Source organism: Streptomyces sp. 7-21, from assembly GCF_016741785.1.
Classification (GTDB): Bacteria; Actinomycetota; Actinomycetes; order Streptomycetales; family Streptomycetaceae; genus Streptomyces.
In genome coordinates this window covers 412,075-428,584 of sequence record NZ_JAERRL010000002.1, presented here as the reverse complement: position 1 = coordinate 428,584, position 16,510 = coordinate 412,075, and the positions used below count along the sequence as shown (strand labels likewise).

General features: G+C 74.2%; 14 protein-coding genes. 3 read left to right on the top strand and 11 right to left on the bottom strand.

Going from position 1 to position 16,510, the window contains the following annotated elements; all coding sequences use genetic code 11:
- Positions 1-154 precede the first annotated feature (154 nt).
- Positions 155-1,162, bottom strand: a complete 1,008-nt coding sequence (locus JK356_RS04090) for a stage II sporulation protein M (protein WP_201866090.1) — start codon at positions 1,160-1,162, stop codon at positions 155-157.
- Positions 1,163-1,244: 82 nt separating this feature from the next.
- Between JK356_RS04090 and JK356_RS04085 the strand changes: the two genes are divergently transcribed.
- Positions 1,245-2,144, top strand: coding sequence for an RDD family protein (locus JK356_RS04085; RefSeq protein ID WP_201866089.1), 900 nt, complete (start codon positions 1,245-1,247; stop codon positions 2,142-2,144).
- Here JK356_RS04085 and JK356_RS04080 read toward each other — a convergent pair.
- The 7 genes from JK356_RS04080 to JK356_RS21630 form a co-directional block, all read right to left on the bottom strand.
- Positions 2,128-2,796, bottom strand: coding sequence for a hypothetical protein (locus tag JK356_RS04080; RefSeq protein ID WP_201866088.1), 669 nt, complete (start codon positions 2,794-2,796; stop codon positions 2,128-2,130). The genes JK356_RS04085 and JK356_RS04080 overlap by 17 nt on opposite strands.
- 58 nt (positions 2,797-2,854) lie before the next feature.
- Positions 2,855-4,267, bottom strand: coding sequence for an adenosylhomocysteinase (gene ahcY / locus JK356_RS04075; protein WP_201866087.1), 1,413 nt, complete (start codon positions 4,265-4,267; stop codon positions 2,855-2,857).
- Positions 4,268-4,474: 207 nt separating this feature from the next.
- On the bottom strand, positions 4,475-5,692 hold the full coding sequence (gene manA, locus JK356_RS04070) for a mannose-6-phosphate isomerase, class I (RefSeq protein WP_201866086.1): 1,218 nt from the start codon (positions 5,690-5,692) through the stop codon (positions 4,475-4,477).
- A 40-nt stretch (positions 5,693-5,732) separates the two neighbouring features.
- Positions 5,733-6,881, bottom strand: a complete 1,149-nt coding sequence (locus JK356_RS04065) for an SIS domain-containing protein (RefSeq protein ID WP_201866085.1) — start codon at positions 6,879-6,881, stop codon at positions 5,733-5,735.
- Positions 6,878-7,051: a Trm112 family protein gene (locus JK356_RS04060; RefSeq protein ID WP_201866084.1), complete on the bottom strand. Its 174-nt coding sequence runs from the start codon at positions 7,049-7,051 to the stop codon at positions 6,878-6,880. Before JK356_RS04060 ends, JK356_RS04065 begins: the two co-directional genes overlap by 4 nt.
- A gap of 55 nt (positions 7,052-7,106) precedes the next feature.
- Positions 7,107-8,468 carry a phosphomannomutase/phosphoglucomutase gene (locus JK356_RS04055; protein WP_201866083.1) on the bottom strand — a complete coding sequence of 454 codons (1,362 nt, stop codon included), beginning with the start codon at positions 8,466-8,468 and terminating at the stop codon, positions 7,107-7,109.
- 97 nt (positions 8,469-8,565) lie between these two features.
- Positions 8,566-8,997, bottom strand: a complete 432-nt coding sequence (locus tag JK356_RS21630; protein WP_307815386.1) for a DUF3499 domain-containing protein — start codon at positions 8,995-8,997, stop codon at positions 8,566-8,568.
- A 192-nt stretch (positions 8,998-9,189) separates the two neighbouring features.
- Here JK356_RS21630 and JK356_RS04045 point away from each other — a divergent pair, with 192 nt between their 5' ends.
- Positions 9,190-9,561 carry a metallopeptidase family protein gene (locus JK356_RS04045; protein WP_374100600.1) on the top strand — a complete coding sequence of 124 codons (372 nt, stop codon included), beginning with the start codon at positions 9,190-9,192 and terminating at the stop codon, positions 9,559-9,561.
- A gap of 17 nt (positions 9,562-9,578) precedes the next feature.
- On the opposite strand, the gene JK356_RS04040 is transcribed toward JK356_RS04045, so the two are convergent.
- The 3 genes from JK356_RS04040 to JK356_RS04030 all read right to left on the bottom strand — a co-directional run bounded on the left by JK356_RS04040 (position 9,579) and on the right by JK356_RS04030 (position 15,456).
- On the bottom strand, positions 9,579-11,186 hold the full coding sequence (locus JK356_RS04040; protein ID WP_201866080.1) for a DUF5719 family protein: 1,608 nt from the start codon (positions 11,184-11,186) through the stop codon (positions 9,579-9,581).
- On the bottom strand, positions 11,183-14,887 hold the full coding sequence (locus tag JK356_RS04035; RefSeq protein ID WP_201866079.1) for a glycosyltransferase: 3,705 nt from the start codon (positions 14,885-14,887) through the stop codon (positions 11,183-11,185). Before JK356_RS04035 ends, JK356_RS04040 begins: the two co-directional genes overlap by 4 nt.
- Before the next feature lie 305 nt (positions 14,888-15,192).
- Entirely contained in the window at positions 15,193-15,456 is a 264-nt protein-coding gene (locus JK356_RS04030) for a WhiB family transcriptional regulator (protein ID WP_201866078.1), read from the bottom strand.
- 523 nt (positions 15,457-15,979) lie between these two features.
- On the opposite strand from JK356_RS04030, the gene JK356_RS04025 reads away from it, so the two are divergent.
- Complete coding sequence (locus tag JK356_RS04025; RefSeq protein ID WP_201866077.1) at positions 15,980-16,498, top strand: cysteine dioxygenase family protein; 519 nt, start codon at positions 15,980-15,982, stop codon at positions 16,496-16,498.
- The last annotated feature ends 12 nt before the right edge of the window (positions 16,499-16,510 follow it).

Below are 16,510 nucleotides of genomic sequence, written 5' to 3'. Positions count from 1 at the left end.
ACTCAAGACAAGAGGGTGCCACTTCAATAGAGAAGTGGCTGGAGTACGCCTCCGCTGAGCCGGTCACCACCGGCCCGCTGCGAGCGCTCGACCTACATTACGCACCCGGCACCACTGCGTCAAGCCGGATCCCGACCGCTCCCGGCGGCCCGAATCAGGGGGCAACAGGCACCTCGTCGGGGCGGTCAGCCGCGAGCACATCCCCCGTCTCCCCCGCCTGGTACGCCCGCTTCCCCCGCACGAACACGTACGCCAGGAAGGCCAGCTCCGCCAGGACGCCGATGCCGATCCGCGCCCACGTCGGCAGGCCCGAAGGCGTCACGAACCCCTCGATCACTCCCGACACCAGCAGCACCAGGGCCAGGCCGATGGCCATGCCTAGGGCGGCCCGTCCTTCCTGGGCCAGCGCGGCCCGCCGCGTGCGCCGCCCCGGGTCGATCACGGTCCAGCCCAGCCGCAGGCCCACGCCCGCCGCGACGAACACGGCGGTCAGCTCGAGCAGGCCGTGCGGCAGGATCAGGCCCAGGAAGACGTCGAGCCGGTCCGCCGACGCCATCAGGCCCACGCCCACCCCCACATTGACCGCGTTCTGCAGCAGCACCCACAGCACGGGCAGGCCGAGCAGGGCGCCGAACGCCAGCGAGATGCCCGCCACCTGCGCGTTGTTCGTCCAGACCTGGGCGGAGAAGGCCGCCGCCGGACTGCTGGAGTAGTACGACTCGTAGGCGCCGCCGGGACGCGTCATCTCCCGCAGCTCCTCCGGCGCCGCGATCGAGGCCCGCACCTCCGGGCTGGCGGCGACCCACCAGCCGATCACCGCGATCAGCAGCGTGCACACCACCGCCGTCGGCACCCACCAGCGGCGGGTGCGGTAGCAGGCGGCCGGGAAACCGGCGGTGAGGAATCGCACCGCGTCGCGCCACGTCGCCTTCCGCGTGCCGACTACGGCGCTGCGGGCACGCGCCACCAGCGTCGTCAGCCGGTTGACCACCACCGGGTCCGGTGCCGAAGACCGCACCTGGGACAGATGGGTGGCGGTGCGCTGGTAGAGGTCCACCAGCTCGTCCGCTTCGGCGCCGCTGAGCCGCCGCCGCCTGCCGAGCAGGCTGTCGAGCCGGTCCCACTCCGCGCGGTGCGCGGCGACGAAGACGTCGACATCCATGTGCTGAGCTTCTCAGATTGCAGTGACAGACTGTCCAGCGGAGGCCAGGCGTGAGCGCAGGCGTGGAAGAGGGGCCCGACGGATGACTCAGCTCGTCACCGGCGACGCGGTGGTGCTCGGGCTCCAGCCGGCCCGGGTCCCGAGCCGCGCCATGGCCCTGGCGATCGATCTCGTCATCGTCTTCGCGGCCTACCTGCTGGCTGCGGTGCTGCTCCAGAGCTCTGTCATGCCGCTCGGCACCGCCGTCAGCTCCGCCGTGCAGGTGGCGCTGCTGGTGCTGATGCTGGTGGGGCTGCCCGTGGCCATCGAGACGCTGAGCCAGGGCCGCTCGCCCGGGAAGGCCGTGTTCGGGCTGCGCGTGGTGCGCGACGACGGCGGGCCGATCCGCTTCCGCCACGCGTTCGTGCGCGGGGCGATCGGGCTGATCGAGATCGTGATGACGGCGGGATCCGTGGCCTGCGTCGCCTCGCTGGTATCCGCCCGGGGACGGCGGCTGGGAGACGTCTTCGCCGGCACGCTGGTGGTGCGCGAGCGCATCCCCGCGGAGCCGGTCGTGCCGCTGCCGCCGCCCCCGCCCGAGCTGGCCGACCGCTTCGCCCGCCTCGATCTGTCCGCGGTCCCCGAGGGCCTGTGGCTCGCCGTGCGGCAGTTCCTCGCCCGGATCCCGCGCATGGACGCCGCGCTGGTGTGGCCGACGGCCGCCAGGCTGTCGGCGGAGCTGGTCTCCCGCACCGGCACGCCCGCGCCGCCCGGCATCCACCCCGTCGCGTACCTGACCGCGCTCGCGGGGGAACGGCGGCGACGCGAAGAGCTGCGGGTCTTCGGGCCGGCGGGCGCTCCCGGGCACGGCCGGCCGGGGACGGCCGCGGCCGTGGCTGCGGCCCCTCCCCCGCCGCCCGGCGCCGTTTCCGGGGCTGCTCCCGAGCCCGCCTACCGGGCGCGGCCGGCGCAGAGCGGCAGCGGTTTCACTCCCCCGTCGTGACCGGGAAGAACGTGGGCGGGGAGTCCAGCTCTTCCAGCTCGATCCCGGGCGCGGCGAGCACCACATCGCCGGCCAGATGGACCTCGCGCCGCTCGCCGGTCTCCAGGTCGTCCACACGGTAGTGGTCCACTGGCAGCGGGCCGCTCGGCGTCGGATGCTCGTCCCGGCTGTGCAGCAGCCATGACTCGTCGCGGGTGCGGGGGGCGAGCACGGGCGGCGCGAAGCCGACCACCCGCAGCCGCCGGGCTTCCCCGCCGGGGCTGAGGCGGAGCAGCCGGGCTGCCGCCACGAGGAACGCGGGCGAGGCGCCGGCGAACGCGTGCGCCGCGGCGTGCCCCTCCTGACCGGCGCTGGCGGCACCGCCAGCGCCGCCGTCCGGTCTCTGCCGCGGTCCCTCCTCCGGCATCCGGACCCAGGTCAGCCCGTCGAGGGTTCCGCCGCGGACCCGCCAGCCGCCGGCGCGCAGTTCGAGGCGGAGCGGGCGGCCGAGGTCGTCGAGTGTGAGGTCGACGGAACCGGCCGGGCCGCCGTCGGGCGCCGTGCGGTGGGAAACGTAGCGCCAGCCGGTGGGGCCGGGGGCGCACTGGAAGCGTTCGTCGCCGAGCGGTTCACCGGTCTCGGGATCGCTGAGCAGGTACAGGCCGCGTGGCATGGCGGATGACGCTGCGTCCGGCCCGGCGCAGCCACCGGGCCGGGCGGAGCCGGTCCCGTCAGTAGCGGTAGTGGTCCGGCTTGTACGGGCCCTCGACCGGCACGCCGATGTAGGCGGCCTGCTCGGGGGTCAGCTCGGTGAGCTTCGCGCCGAGCGCGTCGAGGTGGAGGCGGGCCACCTTCTCGTCCAGGTGCTTGGGCAGCGTGTAGACGCCCAGCGGGTAGTCGCTGGTCTTGGTGTAGATCTCGATCTGGGCGATCGTCTGGTTCGCGAAGCTGTTGGACATCACGAACGACGGGTGGCCGGTCGCGTTCCCCAGGTTCAGCAGGCGGCCCTCGGAGAGCACGATGATGCTGTGCCCGTCGGGGAAGGTCCAGGTGTGGACCTGCGGCTTGACCTCGTCCTTGACGATGCCGGGGACCTTGGCGAGGCCCGCCATGTCGATCTCGTTGTCGAAGTGGCCGATGTTGCCAACGATCGCCTGGTGCTTCATACGCGACATGTGCTCGGCCGTGATCACGTCGCGGTTGCCGGTGGCCGTGACGAAGATGTCGGCGGTCTCGACGACGTCCTCGATCCGGGCGACCTGGTAGCCGTCCATCGCGGCCTGGAGCGCGCAGATGGGGTCGATCTCGGTGACGATGACGCGCGCCCCCTGGCCGCGCAGCGACTCGGCGCAGCCCTTGCCGACGTCGCCGTAGCCGCAGACCACGGCGGTCTTGCCGCCGATGAGGACGTCGGTGGCGCGGTTGATGCCGTCGATGAGGGAGTGGCGGCAGCCGTACTTGTTGTCGAACTTGGACTTGGTGACCGAGTCGTTGACGTTGATGGCGGGGAAGAGCAGCGAGCCGTTGCGCTGCCTCTCGTACAGGCGGTGCACGCCGGTCGTGGTCTCCTCGGTGACGCCGCGGATCTCGGCGGCCACCCTGGTCCACTTCTGCGGGTTCTCGGACAGGGTGCGGGCGAGCAGCCGGAGGATGACCGCCTCCTCCTCGCTCTCCGCGGTGGCGGGGTCGGGCACCTCACCGTTCTTTTCGTACTCGACGCCCTTGTGCACCAGCAGGGTGGCGTCGCCGCCGTCGTCGAGGATCATGGTCGGGCCGCCGGTGGGCGAGTCCGGCCAGGTCAGGGCCTGCTCGGTGCACCACCAGTACTCCTCCAGCGTCTCGCCCTTCCAGGCGAAGACGGGGATGCCCGCGGCGGCGATGGCGGCGGCGGCGTGGTCCTGGGTCGAGAAGATGTTGCACGAGGCCCAGCGGACCCGGGCACCGAGCGCGACGAGCGTCTCGATGAGCACGGCGGTCTGGACCGTCATGTGGAGGGAGCCGGTGATGCGGGCCCCGGCGAGGGGCTGCTGGGCGGCGTACTCCTCACGGATGGCCATCAGGCCGGGCATCTCGTGCTCGGCGAGGGTGATCTCCTTGCGGCCGAAGTCGGCGAGGGAGAGGTCGGCGACCTTGAAGTCGGTCATGACGGCTGCTCCTGAAGCGAGTGAGCGTGCGCGGACAGTACGGGCCACGGGCACGGCGGCGCGGTGCGGCACGGGTGCCCCTGCGGCGTCCCAGTCCGTCGGAGGGCCTTCTTTCCCCTCGGCCGGGCAGGCCCTCGCCCGCCCGACTGCCATCAGCAACGACGTCTGACTCGGCCCTCGAATCTACACCCGGTGCCGCGGCGCGTTCTACAGCGCCACCGTGGCCCGGAAGAGCGTGCCCGCGCCGCTGGCGGAGACCCGCTCCCCCGCCCTGACGTAGGCCGACTGGCCGCGTTCCAGCAGCAGTTCGCGCCCCGAGTCGACGTCGGTGAGGCGGACGCGGCCGTCGGTGCACAGCAGGATCTGCGCGGCCCGGGCGTCGTAGTGGTGAGGGGCGTCACCGTCGGCGAGGTTCTGGCGCGAGAGGCGGAACTCGTCGATGGGCGCCCGGTAGATCTCCTCGCCGCCGGGGCCGGGCTCGGGGCGCAGCACGCCGGGGTCGGTGGCTTCGAAGCGGACGATGCGCAGCAGCTCCGGGACGTCCACGTGCTTGGGAGTCAGGCCGCAGCGCAGGACGTTGTCCGAGTTGGCCATGATCTCCACGCCGAGGCCGCTGAGGTAGGCGTGCTGCACCCCGGCGCCCAGGTACAGCGCCTCGCCGGGCGCCAGGCGGACATAGTTGAGCAGCATGGCCGCGATGACCCCCGGGTCGCCCGGGTAGTGGCGGGCGATGCCCGCGTACGCCGCGTAGGAGGCGGTGAACCGGCCCTCGGGCTCGCCGGGCGCGGGGGTGCCGAGCCGGGCGGCCGCGCGGGCGGCCTGCTCAACCGCCGCGGCCATCGGCTCGGGGTCGGCCGTGAGCACGGCAGTGAGGGTTTCCTTGAGCGCCTCGCCCCCGGGGTGGGCGCGCAGCAGGTCGGCATACGGCTTGAGCTGGCCGACGCCGAGGCCCTCGAGGAGGTCGGCCGCCTCCTGCGGGGGACGGAAGCCGCACAGGCCGTCGAACGGCGTCAGGGCGCAGATCAGCTCGGGCTTGTGGTGGGGGTCCTTGTAGTTGCGGTGGGGCGCGTCGCGGGGAACGCCGCGCGCCTCCTCGTCGGCGAAGCCGGCCCGGGCCTGCTCCCGGTCGGGGTGGACCTGGAGGGAGAGGGGAGACGCGGCGGCGAGGACCTTCAGGAGGAACGGCAGGCGGGGGCCGAAGCTGCGCACGGCGTCGGCGCCCAGCTCCCCCTCCGGGTCGGCCTCGATCACCGCCGCGAGGGACACGGTCTCCTCGCCGCGGTCGAGGCGGGAGGGTGCGCCCGGGTGGGCCCCCAGCCACAGCTCGGCCTGCGGCTGACCGGTCGGCTCGGTGCCGAGCAGCTCGGGGATGGCGGTGGTCGAGCCCCAGGCGTAGGGGCGGACGGTGTTGATGAGGCGTTCCATGGTGGCGGCTTGGTCCAGCGGGTCGGGGCGGGCGGAGCTGTCAGGGCCTCGCGGCCGTGGTGAGCGCGAGGTAGGCGGACGCGTAGTCGAGCGGCGCGAGCAGTTCGGCCGCCGTGGGCAGCGGCCCGCCTGGCTCGGTCGCGGCGATTTCGCCGAGGGCGGCGCCGCACTGCGCGGCCAGGTCGCGGGCCGCGCTGACGGCGCTGGCGGCGGGCCCGTCGGGGTGCCCCAGCGGACTGCGCAGCAGCAGGACGCGGGGGCGGAGGGACGGTGGTTCCTCGACCCGGTCGCGGAACAGGTCATCGTCACGTGACCGGCGCGCGGCGCGCAGCAGCGCACCGTGGGCGGTCAGCGCCTCGGGCAGCGCGGCGGCCTGGGCGGCGAGCCCGGGTAGGGCGGTGAGGGTCGCGGCGGCGTGGTACGCGGCGGCATGCGCCAGCGGCCCCTCGCTCCACAGCACGGGCAGCGCCTCGGCCAGTTCGGTGGCGAGGGTCTTCGCCGGGTTGCGCTGGGTCGGCACGGCGGGCCCGCAACGTGCGGCCAGCTCGTCGAGCCGGTCGGCCAGGGCGTCGGTGGCCGGGCCGTCGGCGGCGCCGTCCGGGAACAGGCCGAGGCGGTCGCCGAGCAGCAGCAGCGGCGTGAGGTGTGACCAGTACGGCCCGGGCGCGGCCGGATGCGCCGGAGGCTCGACGTGCGGCACGGTGGCGAACGGCAGCACCAGGCCGCGGCGGCGGGCGGTGGCCTCGGCCAGCGGGGAACCCTCGGGGGCGACGGCGGCCAGGACACAGCCCCTGCGGTACGCGGTCTCGACCAGCAGCGTCAGGCCGGGCTCGGTGCCGTCCGCGGAGCTGAGCAGCAGCAGGTCGACGGGGCCGGCCCAGGTGGGCAGCGGCCACGTCAGCGCGCCGGGCACGGCGAGCGCGCCGGCGGGAGTCAGCCGGGTGACGGGCACGGCGTCATCGGTGAGGGCGCGCAGCAGCCCGGCGGCCAGCGGCACGTCGGGGCCCGGGCCGGCGAGCACTATGGCGCGGGGGCGGCCCTCGGGGGTGAGGCGGCGCAGGTCGGATTCGAGGGCGGCGCGGGCCGAGGTGCGGACCTGGGCGCCCGCGGCGGCGACCGCCGGCAGCAGGCCGCCCGGGTCCGCTTCCGACAGCGCGCCGGGCTCGTCGAGCAGCGCTTCGTCGATCATGAGGGGCGGCGGGCCTCGTCCTGGAGCAGTACCGGGATGCCGTCCCTGACGGGGTAGGCGAGGCCGCAGGTGTCGGCCGTGCAGACCAGCTCCTCGCCCTCCTCGCGCAGGGGAGCGTGGCACGCCGGGCAGGCCAGGATGTCCAGAAGCGCTGCTTCGACGAGCGGCATGAGGGTCCTCCTGCGGGTCGTGTGTCCTGATCGGTCACCCTACCCGCAGGGGGTGTCAGGACGCCCGGATGATCGCCAGTACCTCGTCGCGGATCGCGGCGGCGGTGGCGTCGTCGCGCGCCTCGACATTGAGGCGGAGCAGCGGCTCGGTGTTGGAGGGGCGGAGGTTGAACCACCAGTCGCCGGCGGTGACGGTCAGGCCGTCGAGCTCGTCGAGGGTGACGCCGGGGCGGTCGGCGAAGGCGTCCTTGACGGCCTGGGTGCGGCCGGCCTGGTCGTCGACGCGGCTGTTGATCTCGCCGGAGGCGGCGTAGCGGTCGTAGGCGGCGACGAGTTCGGACAGCGGCCGGTCCTGGCCGCCGAGGGCGGCGAGGACGTGGAGGGCGGCCAGCATGCCGGTGTCGGCGTTCCAGAAGTCGCGGAAGTAGTAGTGGGCGGAGTGCTCGCCACCGAAGACGGCGCCGGTGCGGGCCATCTCGGCCTTGATGAACGAGTGGCCGACGCGGGTGCGCACCGGTGTGCCGCCGTTCTCCTTGACAACCTCCGGCACCGACCAGGAGGTGATGAGGTTGTGGATGATGGTGGCGCCGGGCTTTTTGGCGAGTTCGCGGGCGGCGACGAGCGCGGTGATCGCGGAGGGCGAGACGGGCTCGCCGCGTTCGTCGACAACGAAGCAGCGGTCGGCGTCGCCGTCGAAGGCGAGGCCGATGTCGGCGCGGGTGGCGCGGACGCGGTCCTGGAGATCGGTGATGTTGGCCGGGTCGATCGGGTTGGCCTCGTGGTTGGGGAACGTGCCGTCGAGCTCGAAGTAGAGGGGGTCGAGCTCGATGGGCAGGCCCTCGAAGACGGTGGGGACCGTGTGGCCGCCCATGCCGTTGCCCGCGTCGACGACGACCTTCAGCGGGCGGATCGCGGTGAGGTCGACGAGCGAGCGCAGGTGGCTGGCGTAGTCCGCGAGGACGTCGCGCTGGCTGACGGTGCCGGGGCTGGCCACCGGGGCGGGGGCGCCCGAGGCGGACCACTCCTCGACGAGCCGGCGGATGTCGGCCAGGCCGCTGTCCTGGCCGATGGGAGCGGCGCCCGCCCGGCACATCTTGATGCCGTTGTACTGGGCGGGGTTGTGGCTGGCGGTGAACATGGCGCCGGGCAGCGACAGCGCACCGCTGGCGTAGTAGAGCTGGTCGGTGGAGCACAGGCCGATCTCGGTGACGTCGGCGCCGCGTGAGGCGGCGCCGCGTCCGAACGCGCGCGCCAGGCCAGGGGACGAGGGCCGCATGTCGTGGCCGATGACCACGGCGCTGGCCTGGGTGATTTCCGCGAAGGCGGCGCCGAAGAGTTCGGCGAGGCCCTCGTCCCACTGGTCGGGTACGACGCCGCGCACGTCGTATGCCTTCACGATCTGCGACAGATCCGGCACAGCCACCCCTTTGTCTGAGGTCGTCTGGGTTCGATGAGAGGGCGAGTCGATCCGGTGCGCACGGGTGTGCGACGGCGCCCAATGTACCGGCCGCGTGTTACGGCTCGGGGGACCGCAGAATCCTGAGGTGGGCCCGGCGCGCCACCTCTATGGGGTCGGCGCCGCGGCGTGCCGGGGCGGAATTGCCGCGCCGGGGTTCCTGCCTGGCGGGCGGCCGGGCCGCCTCGCGGACGGCGTCGGCGAGCGCTTCGAGGTCGTCGCCGGCCGGCCGGGCGGTCGTGGTGTCGACGGCCAGCCTGACCACCTCCCAGCCGCGGGGGGCGGTGAGGCGTTCGGAGTGCTCCGCGCACAGGTCGTAGCAGTGCGGCTCCGCGTAAGTCGCGAGGGGACCGAGGACCGCGGTCGAGTCGGCGTAGACATACGTCAGCGTCGCGACGGCGGGGCGGCCGCAAGCGGTGCGCGAACAGCGACGTACGGGGCTCACGACGTTGGACCGTACCGCACTCCTGAGCGGGCCGCGACGACTCACGGCCTGCTCAGCCCGCCGTGTCGTCCGGCAGGAGGCGGGCTGTCCGCTTTTGCCGGGCTGATCCCGGCCGCGGCTCGTTGCCCGCGGCCGGGTCATCTATGGTCAGAGTCGATGGACAACCCGAGCAGCGTCCCCCCGGCAGTGTCCGTCCCGGATGGCCGCCTGCGGCACCGGGACCGGCACGGCAGGGGCATGCGCGGCCCCGTGGCACCGCCGCAGGTGCCGCTGGCGGTGAGCCGGGCCGACACCTTCGACTCCCTGGTGCACGACTCCGCGGAGCAGCTGCGGCGGCGGCTGCCGGAGCTGGCCGGCGTGGTGTTCACCGTGCAGGAGGTGCCGTGGCTGCCGCGCGGCGCGGAGGACGACGGCGTGCCGCTCGGCGGCGTGGTGCGGGGCGGCGGGCGCCGCCCGGACCAGATCCTGGTGTACCGGCGCCCGGTGGAGCTGCGGTGCCGCGACCGCGAGGAGTGCGCCCGCCTGGTGCACGAGGTTGTGGTCGAGCAGACAGCGGAGCTGCTGGGGCTCGCGCCGGAGTCCGTCGACCCGACGTACGGCGAGGACTGACCGGCCCGTGCGGTTGGTCAGCCGGTGAGGATGGACAGGTCCTGGCCGGTGGGCGGCACCGTGACGGCGGACTGGTCGTCCGGGAGCGTCTGGACGGTGAACGCGGGGTCGTCCTCGGCGTCCTCGCCGGAGGTCAGGGCGCGGGCCGCGTAGACCGGCGTGCCCTCCAGCGACCTGATGGTCAGGCCGTAGCGGCCCTCGGTGGAGCCGGGCAGGTCGGGGGTGACGGCCAGGGAGGTCCCGGCCTCGACGGTGTACCGCTCGGTGACGGGCTCGCCGCCGTCGGCGCCGGCGGAGAAGGTGATCTCGACCTCGGCCGCCTCGTGCGGCGCGGTGAGCGTCAGTCCGGTGCCGTCCGCCGTGTTGCCCGCGGCGCTGGCGCGGCCGGTGAGCGGGGCGGTGGCAGGGATGAAGGCCATGTCGCTCGGGCCGTCACTGGGGCCGCGGGTGACCAGGAGGGCAGCGGCGACCATGCCGCTGCCCGAGCCCTCGGCGGGTGTGAGCACCAGGGAGCCGGCCTCGCCCTGGGTGAGGGCGCCGAGGTCTGCGGTGACGGCGGCGCCGGAGGGGACGGTGAGGGTCTCGTTGCCCGCGGGGACGATCGTGCCGGAGGGCCCGGCGAGGCCGACGTTCAGGGTGACGTCCTCATCGCCGGAGGTGAAGGCGGTGAGCTGGACGCTCTCGGCGTCGGCGGGGATGCCGGGGAGGACGAGGGCGCCCGAGCCGTGCGTCGCGGCAGGGGGGAGCCAGTCGGCGCCGAGATCGTCGTCGGACGCCTCGATCTGCGCGCCGATCCGGCCGGTACGGGCGGTGACGTGCACGGCGAGGGTGTCGGTCTCCTCGTCCGTGAGCGTGGACAGGCGCACGGGGACGGAGGAGGCGGCGGGGAGGGTGATGCCCATGCCGGCCTCGGCCTCGATGCGGCCCTCCGGGCCGTACAGCTCGATGTCGACGACGGTGGAGGCGTCGTCGGGGTTGGTGAGGTGGACGTAGTCCTGCCGGGACTCGGCCGTGCTGGCGCCGGGGAACCAGAATTCGGTGCCGGGCCGCTGGCAGGCGGTACCCAGCAGGTCGCCGCCGAGCGCGGCGTTGGTCAGGGTGCTCTGCTGCACGGTCCAGCCGGGAGCGAGGGCGCCGTCGGCGATGCCGGTCAGGGCGGGGGCGTCGGCGTCCCGGGTGGTGGCGGTGGCCGGCGCGCCGGGCTCCTCGAGGGGGACGACCGGCTCGGCGTCCGGCTCCGCGTCCTGCTCGGAGCCGTTCTCCTCGCCACTGTTGCCGTTGCCGTTGCCGTCGCCGTCGTCGCCGTCGTCGCTGCCGTCGTCACCGGTGCCGGGGTCGGGCACGTGCTCGGGGACGGGCAGCAGCTGCGCGCTGCCAGGCTCCCGCTCACCGCCCCGCTCGGCAGGGCTGGCCGGCACCGGGGTGAAGGCTGTGTAGTCCGTCCTCGCCGACTCGGCGGTCGTCGCGCGCGGGCAGACCAGCTCGGTCCGCACCACAGGGCTCGGCTCGCTGCCGGCCAGGCTCTCGTTGCGCTCCTGCCCGTCGCCGCCGGTCGCCGAGGCCAGGCCCGCCAGCGCCACGAGGGAGCCCGCCGCGGCGAGCAGGGACATCGTCGGACGGTTCACCGCTGGTTGCTCCCGTCGCCGTAGTCAGCCGGATAGTCATAGGGGGCGGCGTAGCTCTGGCCGTCCCACGCGCCGCCGTCCTGCTGGCCGGGGATGGGCTGCTGGCCGCCCTCGTACCCGGCCGGCGCCTGTGGCGGGTAGTCCTGCGGGTATGGGGCGTAGCCATCCTGACCGTAGCCGTGAGGGTAGGGATCCTGGTACGGCTGCTGCGGGTAGCCGCCGGCCGGGTAGCCCTGCCCCTGGTCCTGATAGGCCCACTCCTCCGCGTCGGGCGCCGGCGCCTGCTCCGGAACCGGCACCGGGCCGGGCGGCGGGGGCGGCGGTGATCCGGGGGCCTCAGGGGCGTCAGCGGACTCGGCGGTGGCGGGCGGCTCCGGCGGCTCCGGCGCCTTCCCCGCCCCGGCGGCACCGGCTGCCCCGGCCGCCGTGGCGGCGGCCAGCCGCCGGGCGCGGCGGCCCTGCGGTGCGTCGGTCACGGGCTCGGCGTCGGGCATGTCGTCCACCAGCACCCGCCGGCCCGGCAGCGCCAGGATCGTCAGCACGAGCAGCCCGAAGCCCTGGGCCCAGATCCACAGCGTGTGGGTGGCGGGCGTCTCGTAGGTGAGGTCCAGCCGCCCGCCGGAGGCCGGCAGCTCGAAGCCCTGGGCCCAGCCGTCGAGCGTCACGGGCGTGAGCGGCTCGCCGTCGAGGGTGGCGTGCCACCGGTCGGAGGCGGACTCCGCGAGGCTGAGGGTGCGGCCCTCGGGCCCCTCAGGGATATCAGCGTGCACCTCGACCGGCCCGGACGGCACGGGCTCCGGCTCGGCACCGGAGTCCTCGGGCGGGAGGATCACGGCACGCGCCGTCTCCTGCTCGACGCGCCACAGCGCGCTGCCGTCTTCCTGGCTGAGCCGCTGGAGCCCCGGCGTGGTGTCGAGCACCTGGTGCAGCTGGCGGGGCGAGCCGTCCTGGACCAGGACGTAGCCAATGGCGTACCGCGCCAGGGCCGCGCTCTGGTCCGCGCCGGAGCCCGCGACGAGGTCGCCGACGGCCTGGCTCAGCGAGGTGTCCTCGCCGACCAGGCCAGCGAGGTCGGCGTCGCCGAGCCGGGCACCCGCGCCCCTGACCAGCGCGTACGAGACGCTGGCGGTCCGGCCGGACTCCCCGGTGGCGTGCAGCACGAGCGTGCGCGCCTGGTCCCGCGTGGCGCTCTCCTCGGCGACGAACGCAGGCACCTGCACGTCGCTGCCGCGCTCCAGCGGGCCGTCGGCGCCGCTGAGCACCCAGCCGGCCGCGGCCAGCAGCGGCCCCGCGGCGGCGGCGCCCGCGATGGCGACGGCGGCGGGCTGGCGCCAGCCGAAGCTCTGGGCGGCGACGCGGTACCGGGCGCCGTCCGCACCGAGCACCGCGGCGCACAGCAGCGCCAGGCCGTAGACCAGCGTGGCGGGCCCGGCCCAGCCGTCGCCGTCGGACCAGACGGCCAGCAGCAGGCCCGCGAGTGCGGCGGCCCAGGCCGTGGTGATGGCCAGGCGCCGCTCGCGGCGCAGCAGCGCGGCGAGGGCGGCGAGCACCAGGCCGGCCAGCAGCCAGGCGCCGGGCGTGCCCGGCCCGCCGGGGTTGATGTGCAGCAGTCCGACGGCGCTGGCGTCGGCGGTCGGGAACGGCAGGCCCGGCTCCCGCACGAACTCGCCGGGGCTGAACAGCACCGACAGCGACCACGGCAGCAGCAGCACGACGGGGGTCAGGACCACGGCGGCCACGCGCAGCGCCTTCGCCTTGACCAGCGCGCCGCCCGCGCGGAGCGGGAAGACGACCACGCAGCCGCCCAGCGCCACGGCCAGCGGCCAGATCACCGGGGTGAAGGCCGTCACCACCGTGAGCAGCAGGGCGCTGGCCCAGGCCGCGCGCCACGAGCCCTTGCCGCCCGTCGGGTACCCGGTGGCGGCGACGGCGGCGCGGGCGAGCGGCGGCAGCAGCACGGCAAGCACGGCGGTGCCGAGGCGGCCGGAGGCCAGCGCGCCGGTGACGGCGGGAAGCAGGGCGTACGCCACGCTGGCCCAGGCACGCAGCAGCCGCGACATGACCAGCGGGCGGGAGCTGAAGTAGGCGCTGGCGCCGGCGAGCGGGACGGAGCCGACGAGCAGCAGGGTGACGGCGAGGTCGGGGTCGCCGAACAGGAGGGTGGACAGCAGCGCGAGGAACCCCAGGTAGGGCGGCGCCGACTGGTCACCGCCGGTGCCGACATCCTGCCAGGTGGAGAACACCCGGTCCCACAGCTCCCCCGCGCCCGAAGGCGCGGGCAGCAGGGCGCCGCCGGTCAGGGAGCCGCCGCCGAGCAGGTCGCGGCTGGCGAGCAGCGTGATGAGGAGCAGGCCCAGGAAGAGCATGGGGCCGGGCTTGCGGGCCAGGCGCTTGGCGCGCGCGAACTGCTCGACGTGGAAGTCCTCGGCTTCCTCGTCCGTGGGCCCGGATTCGACGGCGCCGTGGCGGCCCGCGGAGGCGGAGGCGGGATCGGAGCGGCCCGCGAAGTTGCTGACGACCTGTTCGACGGTGGCGCGGATGGTGGCGCCGGCCGGGGGGAAGAGCGGGCGCAGGTCGCCGCGTTTGACGGAGGCGTCCCTGGTGCGGGCGCGGCGTCTGCGCCCGCCGAGCACCCGGCCCGGGCGCAGCAGCGCGGTGAGCAGTCCGCCCGCCTCGTCGAGGGCGCGGCCGGGCAGCTTGCCGACGAGATAGGCGAGGACGCGCAGCAGCGTGCCGAAGATGAGCCGGAAGACGACCCAGGGCAGCGCGCGGCCGGGGGTGTTGACCAGGAGGGTGTAGGCGGCGGCGGCCTTGTCGACGCGGTGCGGGCTGCCGCCGAGGCGGCCCGCGCAGTCGATGGAGCGGCGCTCGCGGGAGGCGGCCTCGGCGTGGTGCAGCACGGCGCCGGGGGCGACGAGCACGGTGTGGCCCGCGGCCTGGGCGCGCCAGCACAGGTCGACGTCGTCCCGCATCAGGGGCAGCCGCGTGTCGAAGCCGCCGAGCTGCTCGAAGACGTCGCGGCGGATGAGCATGCCCGCGGTCGACACGGCCAGGACGGGCCGGACCTGGTCGTGCTGGCCCTGGTCCTGCTCGCGCCGGTCCAGGCCGGTCCAGCGCCGGCCGCTGTTGGCCAGGGAGACGCCGACCTCCAGCAGCTGGCGGCGGTCGTACCAGCCGCGCAGCTTGGCGCCGATGATGGCGGCGGAGGGGCTGGCGTCGGCCTGGCGCAGCAGCTGGGCGAGGGCGTCGGGCTCCGGCGCGGAGTCGTCGTGAAGCAGCCAGAGCCAGTGCACCGGTTCACCGAAGGGGAGTTCGGGGAGGTCGTAGGTGCTGGTGTCCCAGCGCCGCGTCACGGGGTCCCAGGCGCCCGGGCGCTTCAGGTAGGGCAGGTCGTCGGGGGTGAGGACCGGTGCGGTGCGGGCAGCCTCGGCGACAGCGGCGCCGAAGCCGGTGCGGCGGGCGAGGTGGAGCACGCGCTCGGCGCCGAACGCCTCGGTGACGAGGGTGGCGGAGTTGTCCGCGCTGCCGGTGTCAGCAGCGATCACGTCCTGCACGGGGCGGGTCTGGCCGAGCAGGCCGGCGAGCACCTCGGGGAGCCAGCGTTCACCGTCGTGGGAGACGAGCACGGCGGTGACGACGTGCTGCGGGAATTCGGGATGGGCGGCCTGCTGCTGTGCCGCTTGCTGGCTGTGCACGGACATCGAGGTGCGGGCCCCGGTTCAGTGGACGGTGGTGGACGGGCGCGCTCGCGGGAGCGGGCGCCGTCTCGGACAGTCCACACACTAGCGGCTGGGTGTGACGGTGCGTGCCGGGCTGGTGAGGACCGTGACGGGCGGGGCCAGGCGGTGGCGTGCCGGGTGCGCGGCCGGGCGTACCCGGGTGCGTGCTCGGGTGACGGCTGACGGTGCGTCGGCGAGTCACCCTTAGCGGCGTACCGGATTGTGACGCCGCTATGCGACTACGGGCGACCAGACACAAATACAGTCGGCCGCAGCCGCAGAAACGGTCAGACGGCAGCCTTCTTCAGGCGGCGGCGTTCACGCTCAGACAAGCCGCCCCAGATTCCGAAGCGTTCGTCGTTGGCGAGTGCGTACTCAAGGCATTCGGAGCGGACCTCGCAGGCGAGGCAGACCTTCTTGGCCTCACGTGTGGACCCGCCCTTCTCGGGGAAGAAGGACTCCGGGTCGGTCTGGGCGCACAGCGCGCGCTCCTGCCACCCGAGCTCTTCTTCCGCGTCGGCGACCAGCAGTTGGTGGAACAGCTCGGTCATATGCGCGCCCCTCATCGTCTTTGCTTCCCCGTGATGCTGTCGTTATCGATCTGGCTCGAACGACACGAGTGAAATTACAGGCGGGGCGCTCTGCGGCAGTCAAGCCACGATCTCCCATTCACCCGATGATTCACCCTGTGGCACCACAGCCATACAGAAAGTGTTCAAATCGCCACAAAGTATGCCCGCTGTCCCCCTCTCACCTTCCCCTTGCTTCCCGTTCCGGCCTCTTCTTGCCCTTCTTGCGAAGGTGTCTGTCAGGTGAGACGAACGAGGCGGCCGGGACGTTGCGGCCCCAGCGCGACAGCGACGAGCATCACGGCGGAGTCACGGAAGGGCAACGGCGAGCCCGGGCAGTGACGCCAGGCGCGCCTGCTCGCCACCGCACCGCATAAACCTTTCCGCGCACGCAGGGACCGAAAGTAGTGAAAGAATGCGCCCATTCGCGGCGCGAGGTTGACACCCGCCCCGCGTCAGCGCTCTTCTTGGCCGTCCGACACTTACCGAGGCACTCCAGGCGTCCATGGACAATGACAACGAAATCGCCGGCGACCCGATGATGGTGCCGCACCTGCTGCCGCCCCCCGCCGGCCAGCCAGCGACGATCGCGGACTTCGCCGCGCTGGTGCGGAAGACCGCCGCGGACCGCGCCCGCTGGGAGCCGCTGGTGCGCTACGACGCGGTGCTGCGCTGGTACCACCGCCTGGCCACCGGCCCCGGCCACGAGGTCTGGCTGCTGAGCTGGGTCCCCGGCCAGGGCAGCGGCCGCCACGACCACGGCGCCTCCTGTGCCGTCTACACCGTGCTGCGCGGCGCGCTCACCGAGCGCTCCGGCGGCCGGGCGCGGACGCTCGCGCCGGGCACGCTGCGCTACTGCGCCCCCGGCGGGGTCCACGACGTCGTCAACGACGGGCTGGAACCGGCCGTCAGCCTTCACGTCTATTTCCCGGGCCTCACCGAAATGCGGATGCACGAGGCCACGGAGGCGGCCGGCCGGCCGGAGCGGGACACACCCGTGGCGGGAGCGCCGCTGGCCTGCTGACAGACTGGCCGC